At 67.9% G+C, this 19,476-nt stretch carries 16 protein-coding genes; 3 read left to right on the top strand and 13 right to left on the bottom strand.

What is annotated here, in order from left to right:
- Nucleotides 1-21 precede the first annotated feature (21 nt).
- Nucleotides 22-2,232 carry a transglycosylase domain-containing protein gene (locus tag C507_RS0108125; RefSeq protein WP_018699183.1) on the top strand — a complete coding sequence of 737 codons (2,211 nt, stop codon included), beginning with the start codon at nucleotides 22-24 and terminating at the stop codon, nucleotides 2,230-2,232.
- Nucleotides 2,233-2,765: 533 nt separating this feature from the next.
- On the opposite strand, the gene C507_RS0108120 is transcribed toward C507_RS0108125, so the two are convergent.
- The 13 genes from C507_RS0108120 to C507_RS0108060 all read right to left on the bottom strand — a co-directional run bounded on the left by C507_RS0108120 (nucleotide 2,766) and on the right by C507_RS0108060 (nucleotide 16,811).
- Nucleotides 2,766-3,965, bottom strand: coding sequence for a multidrug effflux MFS transporter (locus tag C507_RS0108120; RefSeq protein ID WP_018699182.1), 1,200 nt, complete (start codon nucleotides 3,963-3,965; stop codon nucleotides 2,766-2,768).
- 245 nt (nucleotides 3,966-4,210) lie between these two features.
- A complete protein-coding gene (locus tag C507_RS0108115; protein ID WP_018699181.1) occupies nucleotides 4,211-5,449 on the bottom strand; it encodes an HlyD family secretion protein in 1,239 nt (412 codons plus the stop codon).
- A gap of 3 nt (nucleotides 5,450-5,452) precedes the next feature.
- The gene (locus C507_RS20755; protein ID WP_018699180.1) at nucleotides 5,453-5,890 is read right to left on the bottom strand and encodes a hypothetical protein; all 438 of its coding nucleotides are present in this window, start codon (nucleotides 5,888-5,890) and stop codon (nucleotides 5,453-5,455) included.
- A 197-nt stretch (nucleotides 5,891-6,087) separates the two neighbouring features.
- Entirely contained in the window at nucleotides 6,088-6,501 is a 414-nt protein-coding gene (gene rplS / locus C507_RS0108105; RefSeq protein ID WP_018699179.1) for a 50S ribosomal protein L19, read from the bottom strand.
- 251 nt (nucleotides 6,502-6,752) lie between these two features.
- On the bottom strand, nucleotides 6,753-7,985 hold the full coding sequence (locus C507_RS0108100) for a phenylacetate--CoA ligase family protein (protein ID WP_018699178.1): 1,233 nt from the start codon (nucleotides 7,983-7,985) through the stop codon (nucleotides 6,753-6,755).
- 40 nt (nucleotides 7,986-8,025) lie between these two features.
- Complete coding sequence (locus C507_RS0108095) at nucleotides 8,026-8,880, bottom strand: ABC transporter ATP-binding protein (RefSeq protein ID WP_018699177.1); 855 nt, start codon at nucleotides 8,878-8,880, stop codon at nucleotides 8,026-8,028.
- The gene (locus tag C507_RS20750) at nucleotides 8,871-9,926 is read right to left on the bottom strand and encodes an alpha/beta hydrolase (RefSeq protein ID WP_018699176.1); all 1,056 of its coding nucleotides are present in this window, start codon (nucleotides 9,924-9,926) and stop codon (nucleotides 8,871-8,873) included. The genes C507_RS0108095 and C507_RS20750 overlap by 10 nt, the downstream gene beginning before the upstream one ends.
- A 106-nt stretch (nucleotides 9,927-10,032) precedes the next feature.
- On the bottom strand, nucleotides 10,033-11,367 hold the full coding sequence (locus C507_RS0108085) for an ABC transporter substrate-binding protein (RefSeq protein WP_051089730.1): 1,335 nt from the start codon (nucleotides 11,365-11,367) through the stop codon (nucleotides 10,033-10,035).
- A gap of 156 nt (nucleotides 11,368-11,523) precedes the next feature.
- Nucleotides 11,524-12,600 (bottom strand): branched-chain amino acid ABC transporter permease, encoded by a 1,077-nt coding sequence (locus tag C507_RS0108080; protein WP_018699174.1) that lies wholly within the window; start codon nucleotides 12,598-12,600, stop codon nucleotides 11,524-11,526.
- Nucleotides 12,600-12,980, bottom strand: a complete 381-nt coding sequence (locus tag C507_RS0108075; RefSeq protein WP_018699173.1) for a VOC family protein — start codon at nucleotides 12,978-12,980, stop codon at nucleotides 12,600-12,602. The genes C507_RS0108080 and C507_RS0108075 overlap by 1 nt, the downstream gene beginning before the upstream one ends.
- A gap of 3 nt (nucleotides 12,981-12,983) precedes the next feature.
- Nucleotides 12,984-13,940 (bottom strand): branched-chain amino acid ABC transporter permease, encoded by a 957-nt coding sequence (locus C507_RS0108070; protein WP_018699172.1) that lies wholly within the window; start codon nucleotides 13,938-13,940, stop codon nucleotides 12,984-12,986.
- A gap of 48 nt (nucleotides 13,941-13,988) precedes the next feature.
- On the bottom strand, nucleotides 13,989-14,810 hold the full coding sequence (locus C507_RS0108065; protein ID WP_018699171.1) for an ABC transporter ATP-binding protein: 822 nt from the start codon (nucleotides 14,808-14,810) through the stop codon (nucleotides 13,989-13,991).
- Nucleotides 14,811-14,819: 9 nt separating this feature from the next.
- Nucleotides 14,820-16,811 (bottom strand): AMP-dependent synthetase/ligase, encoded by a 1,992-nt coding sequence (locus tag C507_RS0108060; RefSeq protein WP_018699170.1) that lies wholly within the window; start codon nucleotides 16,809-16,811, stop codon nucleotides 14,820-14,822.
- Nucleotides 16,812-17,102: 291 nt separating this feature from the next.
- Here C507_RS0108060 and C507_RS0108055 point away from each other — a divergent pair, with 291 nt between their 5' ends.
- Nucleotides 17,103-18,278, top strand: coding sequence for a DUF3734 domain-containing protein (locus C507_RS0108055; RefSeq protein ID WP_018699169.1), 1,176 nt, complete (start codon nucleotides 17,103-17,105; stop codon nucleotides 18,276-18,278).
- A gap of 151 nt (nucleotides 18,279-18,429) precedes the next feature.
- Nucleotides 18,430-19,173, top strand: a complete 744-nt coding sequence (locus C507_RS0108050; protein WP_018699168.1) for an acetoacetate decarboxylase — start codon at nucleotides 18,430-18,432, stop codon at nucleotides 19,171-19,173.
- Nucleotides 19,174-19,476 lie beyond the last annotated feature (303 nt).

The following is a 19,476-nucleotide window of genomic DNA, read 5'->3' as shown; positions in this document are numbered from 1 at the left end:
CAGCGAAGGATCTAGACACCCATGGCATCCAGCCGGCCGCCCCAGGGCCGTTCCCCCCGCCGCAAGACCTCCGGCGCGGGCAAGACCCTCGACCTGCACCCGATGCGCGACGACCGCTCCGGCGGCAGCGGCAAGGGCGGCGGCGGGTCGCGCGGCGGCACCGGCAGCGGCAAGGGTGGCGGCCAGCGGCGCCGGTCGAGCCAGCCGGAGCGGGCCGATCCGCGCACGCGCAAGACGACCAAGGGGCGGCGCAAGCGAAGCCTGTTGCGCCGGCTCGTCGGCTTCACCCTGTTCGTCGGCGTGTGGGGCGTCATCGCCGTCGTCGGCGTGCTGGCCTATTTCGCCGCGACGCTGCCGCCGACCTCGGAATGGGCCGTGCCGGAGCGCCCGCCGAACGTGCGCATCGTGTCGGAGCGCGGCGAGCTGATCGCCAACCGCGGCGACACCGGCGGCGAGGCGGTGACCATCGGGGAAATGTCGGAGTATCTGCCGGAAGCGGTGATGGCCATCGAGGACCGGCGCTTCCGCGACCATTTCGGCGTCGACCCGATCGGCCTGGCCCGCGCGGCGGTCTCCAACCTGGTGGCCGGCGGCGTGGTGGAGGGCGGCTCGACGCTCACCCAGCAGCTTGCCAAGAATCTGTTCCTGACGCCGGAGCGCACCATCGAGCGCAAGGTGCAGGAAATGCTCATGGCGCTGTGGCTGGAGACCAAATATTCCAAGGACCAGATCCTGGAAATGTACCTGAACCGGGTCTATCTCGGCGCCGGCGCCTATGGCGTCGACGCGGCCGCGGAGCGCTATTTCAACCGCTCGGCGCGCGAGCTGGACCTGGCCCAGTCGGCGATGATCGCCGGCCTGCTGAAGGCGCCGTCGCGCTACGCTCCGACGCGCAATCCGGACGTCGCGGCGGCGCGCGCCCGGGTGGTGCTGCAGGCCATGGCCGACGAGGGCTACATCACCCCGATCGAGGCGAAGATCGCCGGCGCCAACCCGGCGCAGGTGGTGTCGCGCGCCACCTCCCCCAGCGTCGGCTACGTGGCCGACTGGGTGGCCGACGTGCTGCCGGGCTACGTGGGCGCCATCGACGAGGACATCGTGGTGGAGACCACCATCGATCTGGGGCTGCAGGAGATGGCGCAGGACGCGCTGCAGACCAAGCTCAACGAGGAAGGCGCCAAGATGGGCGTCAGCCAGGGCGGCATCGTCGTGCTGGACGGCGGCGGCGCGGTGAAGGCGCTGGTCGGCGGCCGCGACTATGCCAAGAGCCAGTTCAACCGCGCGGTGACGGCCAAGCGCCAGCCGGGCTCGTCGTTCAAGCCGTTCGTCTACCTGGCCGCGCTGGAGGCCGGGTTCACGCCGGAGTCCATGCTGGTGGACGAGCCGGTGACCATCGGCAACTGGTCGCCGGAAAACTACAACCGCAAGCACTACGGCCCGGTGTCGCTGACCCGGGCGCTGGCCTTCTCGCTGAACACCATCGCGGCGAAGCTGGCGGCCACCGTGGGACCGGCGAACGTGGTGAAGGTGGCGCACCGGCTGGGCATCCACTCCGAGCTCGACCCGAACGCCTCCATCGCGCTGGGCACCTCGGAGGTGACGCTGCTGGAGATGACGGCCGCCTACGTGCCGTTCTCCAACGGCGGCTACGGGGTGGTGCCGCACATCATCCAGCGCATCCGCACCGACGACGGCACGATTATCTACAAGCGCTCCGGCTCCGGACCGGGCCGCGTCGTGGGCGAGCGCCAGGTCGGCCAGATGAACACCATGCTGTCGGCGGCGCTGACCTCCGGCACGGCCCAGCGCGCCCAGATCGAGGGCTGGCCCGCCGCTGGCAAGACCGGCACCAGCCAGGCCTGGCGCGACGCCTGGTTCGTCGGTTACACGGCCTACTTCACGGCCGGCGTGTGGCTGGGCAACGACGACAACTCGTCGACCAAGAAGGCCACCGGCGGCCACGCCCCGGCGGAGCTGTGGCGCTCGGTGATGCAGAAGGTGCACGAGGGCATGGCGGTCGCCGACCTGCCGGGCGCCTATGCCGGCGGCGAGGTGCCGATGGCCAGTGCCGACGTGCCGATGGATGGCCCCAACCCCGGCGCCTACCCGGCCCAGGCCCGCCAGACCGGCGAAACCCGCAACGTGCAGGGCTCCAGCCACGGCGCCTGGATCCCGCCGGAGCAGAATGTCGGCAACGGCAACGGCTTCTTCAGGCGGCTGTTCGGCGGGTAGAGGGGGCCGGGCGCATGACCGTGCGCCGGTGTGCTCGCGTGAGGGGTCCATGGCAGGCTGTGGCCTGTGGCCCCGGATTCCCGCCTCCGCGGGAATGAGCGGAGTGTGGGGCGTGGGTTTGGAGTGAACCAAGCACTGCCCGGCCGGACTGCACCAACCAGCGCGCGACCTCGCGCCGCCCGAGATCAACCGACATTCGGTCGAGACCGAATGTCCAATGGGTTGATCGATCTAAAGAACGAGCAGCTTGTCTGCGGCCAACAGGCCGCAGGCTGCTCTCAGGGCGCGCCCGCGCAGCCGGTGCGCGAAGCGCACTCGGCGTGAGCGCATAAAACCCATCGCAAGCAAACTCGGCGTGAGGGGAATTTTTACCCCGCAATCCCGGACGCAAAACCGCAAGAGCACTTTTGCTGGGATTGGCTCTTCACTTCGCAATCCCGGACGCAAAACCGCAAGAGCACTTTTGCTGGGATTGGCTCTTCACTTCGCAATCCCGGACGCAGAACCGCAAGAGCACTTTTGCTGGGATTGCTCTACCACTCCGCTCCCGTGGCGCGGATGGAGCGGGTCACGGCGAAGGTGGCGGCGGCGGCGCAGCCGCAGGCCGCCAGGAACAGCGCCAGCGGCCAGGCGCTGTCGCCGAGAAGCAGGCCGATGGCGGCGCCCACCAGCGCCGCGAAGACCATCTGGATGAACCCCAGCAGCGACGAGGCCGCACCGGCCCGCTTGGCGAACGGCATCAACGCCGCGGCCATCGCCAGCGGCAGCGTCTGGCCCACCCCCATCATGTAGATCATCGCCGGGATGAAGATCGCCGCCGGCACATCCAGCCCGACCAGCAGGCCCCCGATCATGGAAAGCCCGCCGAGCGCAAGGAACGAACAGCCGACGCCGAGCGCCTGGCCGACGCCGAGGCGCTTCAGCAAGCGCTGGCCCAGCAGCGTGCCGCAGACATAGGATGCCGCGCACAGGCCGAAGATCATGCCGAACACGATCGGGCTCACGCCGTAGATGTTCTGGAACACGAAGGACGAGGCCGACACGAAGGAGAAGATGCCGGCATAGGTGAAGCAGACGATGGCGACATAGACCCGGTAGCCGGGATCGGCGATCACCGGACCGAAGCCGGAAAAGAAGGTGCGGATGGTGAGCGGTTCGCCGGTGCGCTCGCGCAGGGTTTCCGGCAGCGCGAAGAGGACCAGCGCCATGATGACGCCGCCGAGAACCAGCACCGCCACGAATGTCGAGCGCCAGCCGAACCAGGCATCGAGAAAGCCGCCGAAGGTGGGCGCGATGGCCGGCATGATGCCCATGATCGTGCCCATGCGCGACAGCTCCGTGCCGGCCCGCCGCCCTTCGTAGAGATCGCGTACGATGGAGCGCGACAGCACCACCGGCCCCGCGGCGCCCAGCGCCTGCAGAAAGCGCGCGCTGATGAGCACCTCGATGGACGTCGCCAGCACGCAGGCGAACGTGGCGGCTGCGAACAGCGCCAGCGCAATCACCAGGACCGGCTTGCGCCCGTAGCGGTCGGAAAACGGACCGTAGACGATCTGGGCGACCGCGAAGCCGACCAGGAAGGCCGACAGGGTGAGCTGCACCGTTGGGATGGGCGCGTCCAGCTGCAGGGCGATCGACGGCAGCGACGGCAGGTAGGTGTCGGTGGAGATCGGCCCCACTGCCTGCAGCGTCGCCAGGACGGCGGTCAGCGCGAGCGTACCCTTTTTCAGCATGACGCCCCCTGCCCCCAGACAGCGGCGCGGCAGCGCCCGGCAATGCCGGACGAACGGTGGGCAGGATCGGACCACATGGCGTTGAACGCTCGACGCAAACGGGACGGGGCGGCGCGTCCCGGGGCGCGCCACGGCGCACGGGCCTGCTTGGGGCGGACCGCGTGACGGGAGGCTCTCCTTAATGGACCCGCGCCCCGGGCTTGTCGATGCGCGAACCGCCCCAGGGGGGCGACATGCACCCCGGCTCAGTGTCCGGTGAGAACCAGCGTCTGGACCGGGAACAGGATCGCCTGCAGCCGCAGGATCATGGCGTGGACCAGGCCAACCGTGTCGACCGCGTGCAGGAACACCGCCTCCCCGGTACCCAGATCCGGATCGTTCTCCAGCCGATCATGGTTCGAGGTGTAGGCGTTGACGATGCACTGGCTGCCCGGCGGCACCCGGTCCAGTCCGCCGGGATAGAGCGGCTCCAGGAGCGTGGTGATGGTGCCGGGCGTCGTCGGACGGGCCGCGTCGATGAGCTGACCGCCGGAGAGGATCTGGCCGGAGGCGATCTGGGTCTGCACCTCGGTGACGACGAGCGGAATGATGGTGAAGGGGACGGACCCGCACGCAGCCTCCGCGACCATGCCCACCCGAAGCACCTGTGCCTCGATCTGGCCGAAGCCGGCGATGAGATGCTGGTGCGCGGCATCGGCAGGGACCAGGGCGCCGGCCGGCCGCATGAGCGGATTGACCACATCGCCGACCCGGAGCGAGAACTGGTTCACCGTGCCGTCGACACCGGCATAGACGGTCGTCTTGGCGAGCGCGACCTCGGCCTCGGCAAGACGCCCCCTAGCGCTTTCCAGCTGCGCGGGAATCGCCTCGTCGATTCGGATCTGTACGAGATCGCGGTTCGCCTCGGCTGCCGCCACGCCGGCCTGGCGGGCATCGACGGCCGTCTGCAGGCGCTCCACCTCGCGCTCGGTCACCGTGCTGGCGTTGCGCTGCTGAAGCTCGCTCTTGGTCTCGAACTCGTCCACCGCCTGCTTCAGAGAGGCCCTGGCCTGATCCACCTGGGCCGAGGCGACGGCGAGATCGCCCTCCGCCACGCGCAGGGTGGCCTCCAGCTCCTTCACCTGCCGCGCCGCCGTTTCCACGGCGGCCTCCTGGCTGCGGCTGTCGAGCCGGAAGATGGGATCCCCCGCCTTCACCGGCGTCTCCAGCTCGCGGGAGACAAACAGCTCCTCCACCCGGCCTGAGGTTTCGGGGAGGATCGGCACGGTGCGGAACAGCGCCGTGGCGGACGCGGTTGGGTGGAAATAGAAGATCAGGGTGATCAGCGAGACGGTCAGCATCAGGCAGGTCACGATGCCGTAGCGCAGCTCGTACCAGACCGAATAGAGCGTGATCTCCCGGCCGATCCGTTTTCCCTGGCCGTAGCGGCGGAACAGGTAGTCCGGGAGGATGGTGACCAGCGAACAGATGATGAGCTCGAACATCGATCAGGCCTCCGTCGCGCCGGACGGGCGCGTCCCAGAATGCGGATCGGCTTCGACATCCGGATCGGCCCCGCTGGCGAGACCCCCGTCGTCGTCGCCCCGTCCGGCCATGCGCGACAGCGAGGCGGCCATGGACTGCAGCGGCGAGAAGAAGTCCGGGATCGGGACGAAGGCCAGGAGCAGCGCGGCCACCCAGAAGATGTTGTTGTGGGTGAACAGCGCAATCAGCGCCATGATCGCGACCAGGTCGAACTGGACACGGTGATGGCGGTGGGCCAGACGCTCGGGCAGCGAGTGGAGATGGAGATAGAAGGCGCCGGCAAAGACCAGCCCCACGATGAGCGCAACCAGCATGATCGTCATCAGCGGATCGCTGCCGTCGGCGGACGGAACGAACATGGGCAGATGGTGAGGGGCGAGGTCGTGAACGTCGGCGGCCATCGGCGTCTCCCGGAGCAGTCGCCGACGGTGGGCGACCCTTCCGTGTAATCGGCCGGGCAGGACGCGAAAGTCAATCGGGCCCGGCCGGACCGAAGGGCGCGACGCGCGGCTCGCGCAAGCTCTGGCGCGCGGGCAAACGAAAGGGCCGCCGCGACCGGTGGGTCACGGCAGCCCGCTCAAAACGCTCGCAGAGAGGCTTATTCGGCGGCGTCTGCGGCCGGCTTGATCGTGGTGCGAACTTCCTCACCCCGGCGATCACGGCGCTCGGCGATGCGCGCGGACTTACCGCGGCGGCCGCGCAGGTAGTACAGCTTCGCGCGGCGGACACTGCCGCGGCGAACCACGTCCACCGACTCAATCATCGGCGAGAAGATCGGGAAGACGCGCTCGACGCCCTCGCCGTAGGAGATCTTGCGGACGGTGAAATTCTCGTGAAGACCGCCGCCGGACCGGGCGATGCAGACGCCTTCGAAAGCCTGGACACGGGTGCGCGTCCCTTCCGTGACGCGCACGTTGACGCGCAGCGTGTCACCGGGCTGGAACGGCGGCAGCTTCCGCTGACCCTCGATGGTCGCCATCTGCTCGCGTTCGATCTCTTCGATGACGTTCATGGCACTCTACCTTCTCAGTTCATTTACGAGCGCGGCGTCGGCGCCCTGCGTTGGGGCGCATGCGGCAGCGATAGCTCTCGGGAAAACAGGACGACGGTCTACACCGATGCGGCGCACTTGTCGATCCTCACGAGATAGCGAAGTTCGCAACCGGATTTCAAGAGCAGGACGGCGGAAAATGACTCCAAACCGCCGGTTTGACGCGAAAATCGATCCGGGGAAGCGAATCCGGGCCCGCGGGGCCCGCCCGCTCAGTCCACCGGACGCTCGTCGGCGATGACCTTGCCGTCGTTGGGGAGCGATCCGGGCGCCACGATCTCCACCGTTCCGCCGAGCTTCGTGATGGCGCGCAGCGTCTCGGCGACGCGGGCCTCGAAGCCTTCGCCTGCCTCCGCCTCCACGACAAGGCGCATCTCGTCGCGCTCGTCGGCGCGGCGCACGACGAGGCGGGCCCGCCGGATCTCCGGATGGCGCTTGAGCACCTGGTCGACATGGGCGGGATCGACGAACATGCCCTTCACCTTGGCGCGCTGGTCGGCGCGGCCCATCCAGCCGCGGATGCGCATGCCGGTGCGCCCGCACGGGCTCGGTCCAGGCAGGATGGCGGACAGATCGCCGGTGGCCAAGCGGATCAGCGGGTAGGTCGAGTTGAGACTGGTCACCACCACCTCGCCGACCTCGCCCTCGGGAACGGGATCGCCGGTGCCCGGACGCAGGATCTCCACCACCGTGTCCTCGTTGACGATCAGACCCTCGCGCGCCTCGCTCTCGTAGGCGACGACGCCAAGCTCGGCGATGGCGTAGGCCTGGAGAACGGACACGCCGCGCCCGTCGAACTCGGCCCGGAGGCTGGCGGGAAGAGCAGCGCCGGAAACGAGCGCCTTGCGGATCGACGCGGCATCGACGCCGAGCTCCGCGGCCTTGTCGAGCAGGATCTTCAGGAAGTCCGGCACGCCCGAGTAGAAGGTCGGTCTGAGGGCCGCGATGGCAGCGACCTGCTGCTCGGTGTTGCCCGGGCCGGCGGGAAAGACGGTGGCGCCGAGCGCCCGCGCCCCGCTGTCCATGATCCAGCCGCCGGGGGTCATGTGATAGGCGAAGGTGTTGTGGACGAGATCGCCGCGCCGCAGCCCGGCCGCATGGAGCGCGCGGGCGGACTTCCAGGGATCCGGGCCGATGCCCTGGGGCTCGAAGATCGGCCCGGGCGACTGAAACACCCGGCCAAGCACCTCGGCCGGCGCACTGACCAGCCCTCCCAGGGGCGGGTCGGCGGCCTGCAGGCCGGTGAGGTCCGCCTTGCGCAGGACCGGCAGGGTCGCCAGCGCCGCCCGACTGGCCACCGCATCCGTGTCGCAGCCCTGCAGGTGCCGCGCCCAGCCCGGCGCATTGTGGACCGCGTGGCGGACCAGAGCGGCGAGCCGGCGCATCAGCTCCGCCTCGCGCTCGGCCGGATCCTGGGTGTCGCGCTCGTCCATGGTGTCGGTCATGCGTTTCCTCCCCGTGGGCCCGCCATCGCTCTCAGTACGTTTAAGAAAGCCAGCGCTTGCGGCGCTTGTAGTGCTTGACGTTGCGGAAGGAGCGCCGCCCCTCGCCGCCGACGCCGAGATAGAATTCCTTGACGTCCTCGTTCTCGCGCAGCGCCTTCGCATCGCCGTCCATGACGATGCGTCCGGACTCCAGGATGTAGCCGTAGGTGGCGTAGCGCAGCGCGATGTTGGTGTTCTGCTCGGCCAGCAGGATCGAGACGCCCTCGTTGCGGTTGAGCGACTTCACGATCTCGAAGATCTCCTCCACCAGCTGCGGCGCCAGCCCCATCGACGGTTCGTCGAGAAGGACCATCTTCGGCCGCGACATCAGCGCCCGGCCGATGGCGCACATCTGCTGCTCGCCGCCCGAGGTGTAGCCGGCCATGGAGGAGCGGCGCTCCTTGAGGCGGGGGAAGTAGGAATAGACCATCTCCAGGTCGGCGCGAATGGCGCCCCAGCCCTCGCTGCGCGTGTAGGCGCCGGTGAGCAGGTTCTCCTCGATGGTGAGGTGACCGAAGCAGTGGCGGCCCTCCATCACCTGGATGCAGCCGCGGGTGACCAGCGCGTTGGGCGACATCGCCTCGACCCGTTCGCCATCGAAGCGGATCGAGCCCTTGGTGACCTCGCCGCGCTCGGCGCGCAAAAGGTTGGAGATCGCCTTGAGGGTGGTGGTCTTGCCGGCGCCGTTGGCGCCGAGCAGCGCGACTATGCCGCCCTCCGGCACCGCCAGCGACACGCCTTTCAGGACGAGGATGACGTGGTCGTAGATGACCTCGATGTTGGAGACGTCGAGGATCGGGGCGGATGCCTCCGGCGCCGTCGCGACGGCGGATGCGGATTCCGAACTCAGGGCCATCGGGGCGTCTCCTGGTGGGCCGCGCGGGCGTGGCGGCGCGGAACGGAGGGGATGGGGCCAGCCGCGGTATCGGCGGGCACGGCGACGGCGCAGGCCAGGCCGTCGCAGGCGGTTGGCGAGCCGGGATCGTCGGCAAGCCGCAGGAAGAGCGTGTTCAGCGCCGCGCTGTTGGCGCCGTACATCAGCGCGTGGCCGCCGGTCTCGAAGGCGTAGAGACGGCAGGTCGACAGGCCGGCGCACAGCGTCTCGGTGCCGGCGTAGCTCACCTCGGCATCGTCGCGCGCCATGACGATGTCGATCGGGCGGTCGATGCCGGCGACCGCCGGCGCGATCGCGTCGGCGTAGTCGAAGAGCTGCAGGACGGCGTCCGGCACGATGAAGAAGAAGATGGTCTGGGCATAGATGTCGGCCCTGGCCTGGGCGTCGACGCCCTTCGGGTTCGGCACGGTGCAGCCGAAGGCGACGATGTCGCAGTAGGCCGACCAGAGCCGGAAGGCCTGGAGCTGGAGCGTGGTGGTTTCGGTGTTGGCCCGGATGTCGACGGCGGGCGCCAGCAGGAGCACGGTGGCGGTGTCCGGGATGGCGCCGTCGGCGACGAGATCGGCGAGCATGGCACCGCCGAAGGAATGGGCGATGACGACCACCTCGTCGTAGCCCTGGATGCGCTGGGTGAGCCGGGCGGCGAGGTCGTCACGGATCGCCTCGGCGTCGAAGGCGGCGAAGCGCTGCAGCGAGCGGCCGTGATAGTCGAGCAGCGGCGCCCAGAGATCGGCGTCGGTTCTCTCTGCAAAGGCATCGAAGATGGGCAGCATGGTCATCGGCGAGGCCCCGAAGCCGTGCACCAGCACGACGATGCGCTTCGAACCGCGCTCCAGCACCCGCTCGCGCGCCTTGTAGAGGACGCCGTCCGGCTGGACGTCGTTGATGTGGGCATGGATGCGCTCGGCATTGCGCTCATAGATCCAGCCGGTTCCCCAGAAGACGGCGACGAGGACCAGAAGCAGAATGAGCAGTCGGCGGGCGCGGCGCCATCGTCGATGCGGCAAGGCAAACCACCTTTCGGTGCGGCCCGTCGGGCGACGGAGCGTTAGTCGACCCCAGCGACCGGGCGGACGGCGATGCCGCCGCCTGCCCGGCCCTTGACCGAGGAGGTCAGTTGCACGGCTCCTTGCGCTCCGGCCACGGCTGGTTGGAGGCGACATATTCCTCCGCAGCCTTGACCAGCATCGGCCGGACCACGTCCTTCATGGGCGCGAACCAGTCGGAGACCTTCTGCCAGGTCTCGCCGTCCCACTGCTGGACGTAGACATCGTTCTCGCCGGAGTGGTCCTCGCAGGAGAGCTTCAGCGGGGCCATGAAGCCTTCCATGCCCGCCTCCTTGAGACGCTCCGCCGTGATGTCGAGATTCTCCATCCCGGCCCGCATGTCGGTGGCGTCGATGACGGTCTTGCCGGTCATCTCCTGGGCCGTGCGGATCGCCTCGGCCATCAGGAAGGAGTTCATGACGCCGCGGTTGTAGAGGTTCTCGCCAACGCGCGAGGTGTCGGACACCTGGCTGAGATCCTTGTCCACCACATGGGTGATGATGTCCTGGATCGCAGGGAAGTCCTGGCCCACGCCGTTGAAGTTGAGGGTCTTGAAGCCCTTCGCGCCGTCACCGGCGGGACGGGCGTCGTCCTCGCCGCCCGACCACCACACGCCGATGAACTTGTCCATCGGGTAGCGGATCTTGGCGGCTTCCTTCACCGCCGTCGGGTTCATGGCACCCCAGCCCCACATGATCATGTAGTCGGGCCGGTCGCGGCGCACGTTCAGCCACTGCGACGACTGGTTCTGCATCTGGTCGGCCGGGACCGGATACTGGGTGAGGGTAAAGCCGTAGTCCTTGGCGAACTGCTCCAGGAGCGGGATCGGCTCGCGGCCGTAGCCGGCGTCGAGGAAAATGTAGCCGATCTTCTTGCCCTTGAGGTTGGAGAGATCGCCGCCCTCCTGCTGGGCAATGTACTTGATGGCGGCGGAGGCGCCGTCCCAGTAGGTGTCCGGCGGATTGAACACCCAGGGGAAGAGCTTGCCGTCGGCTGCCGCCGACAGGCCGTAGGCCATCGACAGGACCGGGATCTGGTCCACCGACGCCTTCGGGATCAGCTGCAGGGTGATGCCGGTGGAGTACGGGTTGTAGATGAGCGGGTTCTGGCTCTTGGTGCTCTCGTAGCACTCGACACCCTTCTGGGTGTTGTAGCCGGTCTCGCACTCCTCGACGCGGATTTTGACGCCGCCGATGCCGCCGTCGCGCTCGTTCAGCATGGTGAGATAGTCGCGCATGCCGTCGGCGATGGGGATGCCGGAGCCGGCGAACGGGCCGGTGCGGTAGGTGAGCAGCGGAATGAAGAGCTCGCCATCCTGGGCCTGGGCGGCCGGTGTGGCGAGCCCGGTAAAGGCAACGGCAGCGATCGCCATTCCGGCGAGCGCGGTCCTGGTTGAAGTCATCCTGTTCCTCCCTGCTGCGGGGTGATCCGCAGGCTGTTTTCGGCTGGAACTCTTTGACGGTTCCGTATGGCCGATCTTAAGTGCGGCACCAGCCTTTGCAAGCCGACGTTGTCGGCTCCGGCCCGGCTGGCGGGGCCGGATTTCCTTGAAAATCCCTCAATACGGGAACGGCCAGACGCGCAGCTTCTGCTTGAGGATTTGCCACATGCGCGCCAGCCCGTGCGGCTCGACGATCAGGATGGCGATGATAAGCGCGCCGACGATCACGAAGTTGACGTGCTCCACGGTGGCCGCCTCGACGCTGAGGCCCAGCACCTCCGGTACCATCCGGATCACCACCGGCAGGATCCAGATGAAGGCGGCGCCCATGAAGCAGCCGATCAGGCTGCCAAGACCGCCGAGGATCACCATGAACAGGATCTGGAAGGACAGGTTAATGGAGAAGGCAGACGGCTCCGCCGCGCCCAGCCAGAAGAAGACCATCATCGCGCCCGCCACGCCGCAGTAGAAGGAGGAGACGGCGAAGGCGAGGAGCTTGGTGTGCAGCGGCCGCACGCCGATGAGTTCGGCGGCGATGTCCATGTCGCGGATCATCATGAAGGACCGACCGATGCGCCCGCGCAGGAGGTTGGAGGCGATCCACGTCATCACCACCACGATGGCCAGCACCGCGAAATAGCGCGGCAGCGCCCCGGCCGCCGGCCCCGTCAGCGTGATGCCGAAACCGGTGCGGCTGGCCACCTCGATCGCGCCCGAGGCGTTGGCGTTGTAGAGCCAGGGAATGCGGATGAAGGCCCACTCGAGAAAGAACTGGGCAGCCAGCGTCGCCACCGCCAGATAGAAGCCCTTGATCCTGAGGCTCGGCAGGCCGAACACCACGCCGACGGCGGCGGAAAAGAAGCCGGAGGCGACGATCCACACGAGGATGTTGGTGTCGGGGAAGTAGGACGTGAGCTTGTAGCAGGCATAGGCGCCGACCCCCATGAAGGCGCCGGTGCCGAGCGACAGCTGGCCGCAATAGCCGGTCAGGATGTTCAGCCCGATCGTCGCGAGGGCGAAGATCAGGAACGGGATCATGATCGAGGTCAGCAGGAAGTCGCTGGCGAAGAGCGGGATCCCCACGAAGGCGACGGCCAGGATCACGGCGATGCCGATCCGGTCCTGCCGGATCGGGAACACCGCCATGTCGGCGGCGTAGCTCGTCTTGTACTGGCCGGCCTCGCGATAGAACATCAGTCCCCGTCCCAGGTTGCGGCGTCGGCGCCCATGTCGGCGCTCGCCTTCTCCACGATGCAGAACCGGTGGCCGGTCGGGGCCTCCATGACGATCCAGCGCTTCACGGCCTCGATCCGCTTCGCGCCATGGCGCTCCAGCCGGGCGGCCTCGGCCTCGATGTCGTCGCTGACGAGATCGAGATGGACCCGCGGGGCGTGGTCAACGGACTGAACGAGGAGTTCCAGGCCACCGGCGCTGCCGGCGAACTGGGCGTACTTGCCGTCGGGATCGACGGTGCCCTCGATGCCCAGCGCGGCCGACCAGAAGGCGGTTGCCGGGCCGATGTCCTCCGCGTTGCAGTCGATGACGAGACCGCCGAGCTGGCTCTTGTGTGTCATGGCTCAGATCCTTTCGATGATGCGTTCACCGAAGAGACCTTGCGGACGGACCAGGAGGAACGCCAGCGCGATGATGTAGGCGAGCCAGCTCTCGATGCCGCCGCCCACCAGCGGGCCCCAGTAGATCTCGCCGAGCTTCTCGCCGATGCCGATCACCAGCCCGCCGACGATGGCGCCGGGGATGGAGGTGAGCCCGCCGAGGATGATGACCGGCAGCGCCTTGAAGGCGACGATCTGCAGGGCGAAGGAGACGTCGGAGCGCGCCCCCCACATGATGCCGGTGACCAGCGCCACGATGCCGGCGGCGAACCAGACGATGACCCAGATCTGGTTGAGCGAGATGCCGACGGAGAGCGCCGCCTGGTGGTCGTCTGCGACGGCCCGCAGCGCCCGGCCGATCCGCGTCTTGGAGAAGAAGAACCCCAGCGCCGCCACCATGACGATGGCGATGACGGCAGCCGCGATGTCGATGTGCTGGAGGATCAGGAAGCCGCCCATGACATCGAGGTCGGACGATCCGGTGGGCAGCAACAGCTGTTCGGTGACCATGGTCTTCGGTTCGCCGCCGAAGATCAGCTCGCCGAGGCCGATGAGGAAGTAGGTGAGCCCGATCGTCGCCATGAAGAGGATGATGTCGGGCTGGTTGACCAGCGGCCGCAGCACCATGCGTTCCACGCCCACGGCCAGCACGAACATTATGCCGATACACAGCACCAGGGAGAGTAGCGCCGGCACGCCAAGCGCGGTCAGCCCGACCAGCGACAGGGCGGCGAACACCACCATGATGCCCTGCGCGAAATTGAGCACGCCGGATGCCTTGAAGATCAGCACGAAGCCCAGCGCGATCAGCGCGTAGAGCACCCCGGAGACAAAGCCTTCCCAAAGCACCTGCAGGAAGAAGTCCGGCGCCTGAACCATCTGAACGAACGGGTCGATGAGGACCAGATAGAGGGTTTCCATCGGCTCAGCCCCTCCCCCGGCCGGCGTCGGCCACAACCACGCGCCCCGTCATTCGTGCGGCACTCCCAGATAGGCGTCGATGACGTCCTGGTTGGCGCGCACCACGTCCGGCGGCCCGTCGCCGATCTTCTTGCCGTAGTCGAGCACCACCACCCGGTCGGAGATGTCCATGACGACGCCCATGTCGTGCTCGATCAGCGCGATGGTCGTACCGAACTGCTGGTTCACGTCGAGGATGAAGCGGGACATGTCCTCCTTCTCCTCCAGGTTCATGCCGGCCATCGGCTCGTCGAGCAGCAGAAGCCGCGGCTCCATGGCGAGCGCCCGGCCGAGCTCGACCCGCTTCTGCAGGCCGTAGGGCAGCTTGCCGACGGGCGTCTTGCGGATGTGCTCGATCTCCAGGAAGTCGATGATCTCCTCCACCCGGCGGCGGTGCTCGATCTCCTCATTGAGCGCCGGGCCGAGGCGGAGCGCCTGCCAGAAGAAGTTCTTCCGCATCATCAGGGTGCGCCCCGACATGATGTTGTCGAGGGTGGTCATGCCGCGGAACAGCGCGACGTTCTGGAAGGTGCGGGCGATGCCGGAGCGCGCCGCCTCGTAGGGGCGCATGCGCCGGCGCACCTTGCCCTGGAAGGTGATGGTGCCTTCCTGGGGATGGTAGAAGCCGTTGATGACGTTGAGCATCGACGTCTTGCCGGCGCCGTTCGGGCCGATGATGGCGCGGATCTCGCCCTCGCGGATGTCGAAGGAGATGTCGGAGATCGCCTTCACCCCGCCGAAGGCGAGCGAGACGTTTTGAACCGCCAGCAGGACCGGCGCCTCGGCGCCGTCCGGCCGGACATCGGCGGGGCTGTCGACCATGGCCACCATCGCCCCCTCCTACTCCGCCGCCTCCGACAGCGGGCGTTCGCCCGCCGCCGGGAAGGTTTCCGCGTCCTCGATCCGGACCGTCGCCTCGATCAGGCCCTTGCGGCCGTCCTCGAAGACCACCTCGGTCGCGACGAACTTCTCGCTCGAGCCGTCGTAGAGCGCCTCGATCAGCGGCTGGTAGCGCTCGGCGATGAAGCGGCGGCGCACCTTCTGGGTGCGGGTCAGCTCGCCGTCGTCGGCGTCGAGCTCCTTGTGCAGCACCAGGAAGCGCTTGATCTGGGCCGCCGCCATCATCGGCTCGGCGGCAAGCGAGCGGTTCACCTCGGCCACGTGGGCGGCCATCATCTCGTAGATGCGCGGCAGCGCGGCGAGCTCCTGGTAGCTGGCATAGGAAACGTTGTTGCGCTCCGCCCAGCTGCCCACGGCGATCAGGTCGATGTTGAGGAAGACGGCGACGCAGTCGCGCTCGTGGCCGAAGGCGACGGCCTCCTTCACGTTGGGGAAGAACTTGAGCTTGTTCTCGATATATTTCGGCGCGAACAGGCTGCCGTCGGAGAGACGGCCGACGTCCTTGGCCCGGTCGATGATCTTGAGCTGGCCCTCGGGCGTGAAGATGCCGGCATCGCCCGTGTGGACCCAGCCCTCCTCGGTCTTGGTGGTCCGGGTCGCCTCGTCGTTCTTGTAGTAGGCCTGGAAGACGCCGGGCGAGCGGAACATGACCTCGCCGCTCTCGGCGATCTTGACCTCCACCCCCGGCGGCGGCGTGCCGACGGTATCGGCATCGATGGTGCCGTCGGGCTGCATGGTGATGTAGACGCTCGCCTCGGTCTGCCCGTAGAGCTGCTTCAGGTTCATGCCGAGCGAGCGGTAGAAGCGGAAGATCTCCGGGCCGATGGCCTCGCCGGCCGTGTAGGCGACGCGGATCTTCGTGAAGCCCATCCGGTTCTTCAGCGGGCCGTAGACCAGGAAATCGCCGAGCGCGTAGAGGAGCCGGTCGCCGAAGCCGACGCGCTTGCCGTCGAGGATCGGCTCGCCGACCTTGCGGGCGTGGCCCATCAGCCAGTGGAACATGCGCCGCTTTAGGGCGCTGGCATCCTCCATGCGCACCATGATGGCGGTGAGCAGCGTCTCGTAGACCCGCGGCGGGGCGAAAAAGTAGGTGGGGGCGATCTCGCGGCGGTCGTCGTTGACCGTCTCCGGGCTCTCCGGACAGCACACGCAGTAGCCGGCCTCGTAACTCTGGGCGTAGGAGAACATGTGGTCGCCGACCCAGGCGAGCGGCAGGTAGGCGATGACCTCCTCGCGGTCGGTGAAGCGGTCGAAGGCGTTGGCATTGCGCGCCGATATCACCAGGTTGTCGTGGGTCAGCATCACGCCCTTGGGCTGGCCCGTGGTGCCGGAGGTGTAGAGCATGACGGCGAGGTCGCCGCCGCGGCCGCGCGCGATCTCCGCCTCCCAGGCCCCCACCAGCTCGGGCCGCCGCCCGATCGCCTGGTCGGCGACGGCCTGCACGTCCTCGAAGCTCTTCAGCCGGGTATGGTCGTAGTCGCGCAGGCCGCGCGGCTCGTCGTAGATCACGAGCTCGATGGAATGGACCTGGTCGGCGATGGACAGGACCTTGTCGACCTGCTCCTGGTCCTCGCAGACGGCCGCCTTCACCTCGGCATGATCGAGGACGAAGGCCATCTCCTCGGCGACGGAATCGGCATAGACGGGGATGGGCACGCCGCCGAAAGCCTGGACGGCGGCGAAGGTCCAGTAGAGGCGCGGCCGGTTCTGCCCGACGACGGCAACCCGGTCACCGCGCTTCAGGCCGAGTTCCTCCAGGCCGATGGAGGCGCGGCGCACCTCGTCCAGCACCTCCGCCCACGTCCATGTCTGCCAGATTCCGAAGCTCTTTTCGCGGATCGCCGGCTTGCCGCCGCGGTCGCGCGCATTGCGAAGCAACAGCTTCGGCAACGTGTCAAAGGCATCGGCTGCGGCCGCGACCGCTCCCTCCATCCGCCGTTCCACCCTCTGGCGACCCGCCCGCCGGTCTCGTGCCGACTGATTCCGGATCCTGTTCTGGTTGAATCGAGTGAAGCCGACGAGAACGAGCAAATCAAGAGGCGGAAAACCGCTGGTAGTAACAGCTATCAGGGACGCGCCACCGGCACCGCGCGCAATCCGTGCGGCCGGCTCATGCTGCACCGCAAAACACCCTTTCTCGCCGCAACCGGAGCGACTAAGGTCGCCCGGTGACGCGGGCGCGCGCCGACCGAACCTCGAAAGCCGCAAAGGGGAATTTCGAGAATGCTGGATCCGGACAAGGAAGAGATGGCCTCGGGCGAGCCGTTCGCCGAGTGCCGCAGGGAGATCGACAAGCACTACAACACCACCGCCCTGGTCCTGCAGGGCGGCGGTGCGCTGGGCTCCTACCAGGCCGGCGTGGCGGAGGTGCTGCACGAGGCCGACATCACCATCGACTGGGTGGCCGGCATCTCCATCGGCGCCATCAACTCCGCGCTGATCGCCGGCAACCCGCCGGAGAAGCGCGTGGAACGGATGCGCGAATTCTGGGAGCGGGTAACCAGCCGGGTGCACTGGCCGCACATTCCCGACGGCGACGACATCCGCGCCGCCTACAACCAGGCCGCCTCCATGGCGGTGATGACCTTCGGCGTGCCCGGCTTCTTCGCGCCGCGCTTTCCGCCGCCGATGATGCAGCCAGCCGGGTCATCGGCAGCGATGAGCTTCTACGATACGGCGCCGCTGAAGACGACGCTGGAGGAGCTGGTCGACTTCGACCGCATCAACGACGGCCCGATGCGGCTTTCGGTGGGCGCGGTGAACGTGCGCTCGGGCAACTTCACCTATTTCGACAGCGCCTACCGCAAGATCGGCCCCGAGCACATCATGGCGTCAGGCGCGCTGCCGCCGGGCTTCCCGCCGGTGGAGATCGAGGGCGAGCTCTACTGGGACGGCGGTCTCGTCTCCAACACGCCGCTCTCCTACATCATCGATTCCGGCCAGTATGACGGCACGCTGGTGTTCCAGGTGGACCTGTTCTCCGCCCGGGGCCCGCGGCCGCGCACCCTGCAGGACGTCTCGGAGCGCGAGAAGGACATCCGCTTCTCCAGCCGGACCCGCCTGAACACCAATATGTTCCGGCGCATGCAGGAGGCCCGCCAGGCGGTGGGCAAGCTCCTGGACAACCTGCCGGAAGAGATGCACGACACGCCGGAGGTGAAGCGGCTCAAGACGTTCGGCCTGAAGGCCAGCGTCAACGTCTTCCACCTGATCTACCGGCGCAAGCTCTACGACCAGGCTTTCAAGGACTACGAGTTCTCGCGCAACACCATGGTCGACCACTGGCAGGCCGGCGCCTCGGCGATGCGTCGCACGCTGCGCCACGCCGACTGGTTCGCGCCGCCGGACCCGGAAGTGGGCTTCGTCACCCACGACGTCGACCGCGACGCGGAAGACTGAGACACGCGCAAAGCCGCCGCCCGGCCCGACCGGCGGCGGTTTTTCATGGCACCGGCCGGCGCCCGCGCCGCGCCTGCGAGCGGCCCGACGCCCGACCTCTCGACCTCCCGACCCTTCCCAAGCCTGCCGTCCCTGTCAGCGGAGACCCGACATGATCGACGAAGCGACCATCAAGGCCAACGCCTACGCGATGCCCTTCACCTCGCCCGCCTTCCCCAAGGGCCCCTACCGCTTCACCAACCGCGAATTCTTCATCGTCACCTATCGCACCGACCCGGAAGCGCTGGCCGCCGTGGTCCCGGCACCGCTGGAGGTGAGCGACGACCCGATCGTGAAATACGAGTTCATCCGCATGCCGGATTCCAACGGCTTCGGCGACTACACGGAGTCCGGCCAGGTGATCCCGGTCACCTACAAGGGCGAAAAGGGCGCCTACGTCCACTCCATGTATCTCGACGACGGCCCGCCGATCCTGGGCGGCCGCGAGCTGTGGGGCTTTCCGAAGAAATACGCCCACCCGAAGATGACGGTGGCCAAGGAAACGCTGGTCGGCACGCTGGACTTCGGCCCCGTCCGCGTCTGCACCGCGACCATGGGCTACAAGCACGCCGACCTCGCCGAGGACGTCGTCATGCCGTCGCTGACGGCGCCGAACTTCCTTCTGAAGATCGTGCCGCACGTGGACGGCACCGCGCGCGTCTGCGAGCTGGTGCGCTACCACATGACCGACATCACCTTCAAAGGCGCCTGGACGGGACCGGCGGCCATCGAGCTGTTCCACCACGCGCTGGCGCCGGTGGCCAAGCTGCCGGTGGTCGAGGTGCTCGGCGGCACCCACATCCTGTCGGACCTGACGCTGGGCCTCGGCGAGGTGGTGCACGACTACCTGGCGTAGGGGGGGACTCTTTATCCCTCACGCCGGGTACGCTTACGCTCACCGGCTCCGGGTGGGCGGCGCAGGGGCGCCGGCGCGCGGTCGCGCGCTGGTTCAGGGGCGGCATTCCGCTCCCGCCTTTCCCCTCGCGCCGGGTTCGCTTGCGCGGTCGGTTTTCCTTCCGCTCACGCCGAATGCGCGTCGCGCATCGGCTGCGCGGGCGCGGCCTGACTTTTTGAGGTCGCAAAGCCGGACGGAAAACCGGTGCCCACTTTTCCTGGCTTTGCTTTCTTTGGTCGCAAAGCCGGACGGAAAACCGGTGCC

It is taken from the genome of Amorphus coralli DSM 19760 (assembly GCF_000374525.1).
In the GTDB taxonomy this organism is placed as follows: domain Bacteria; phylum Pseudomonadota; class Alphaproteobacteria; order Rhizobiales; family Amorphaceae; genus Amorphus; species Amorphus coralli.
The sequence above is the reverse complement of the archived record's forward strand: the minus strand, read 5'-3'. Positions and strand labels throughout refer to the sequence as shown.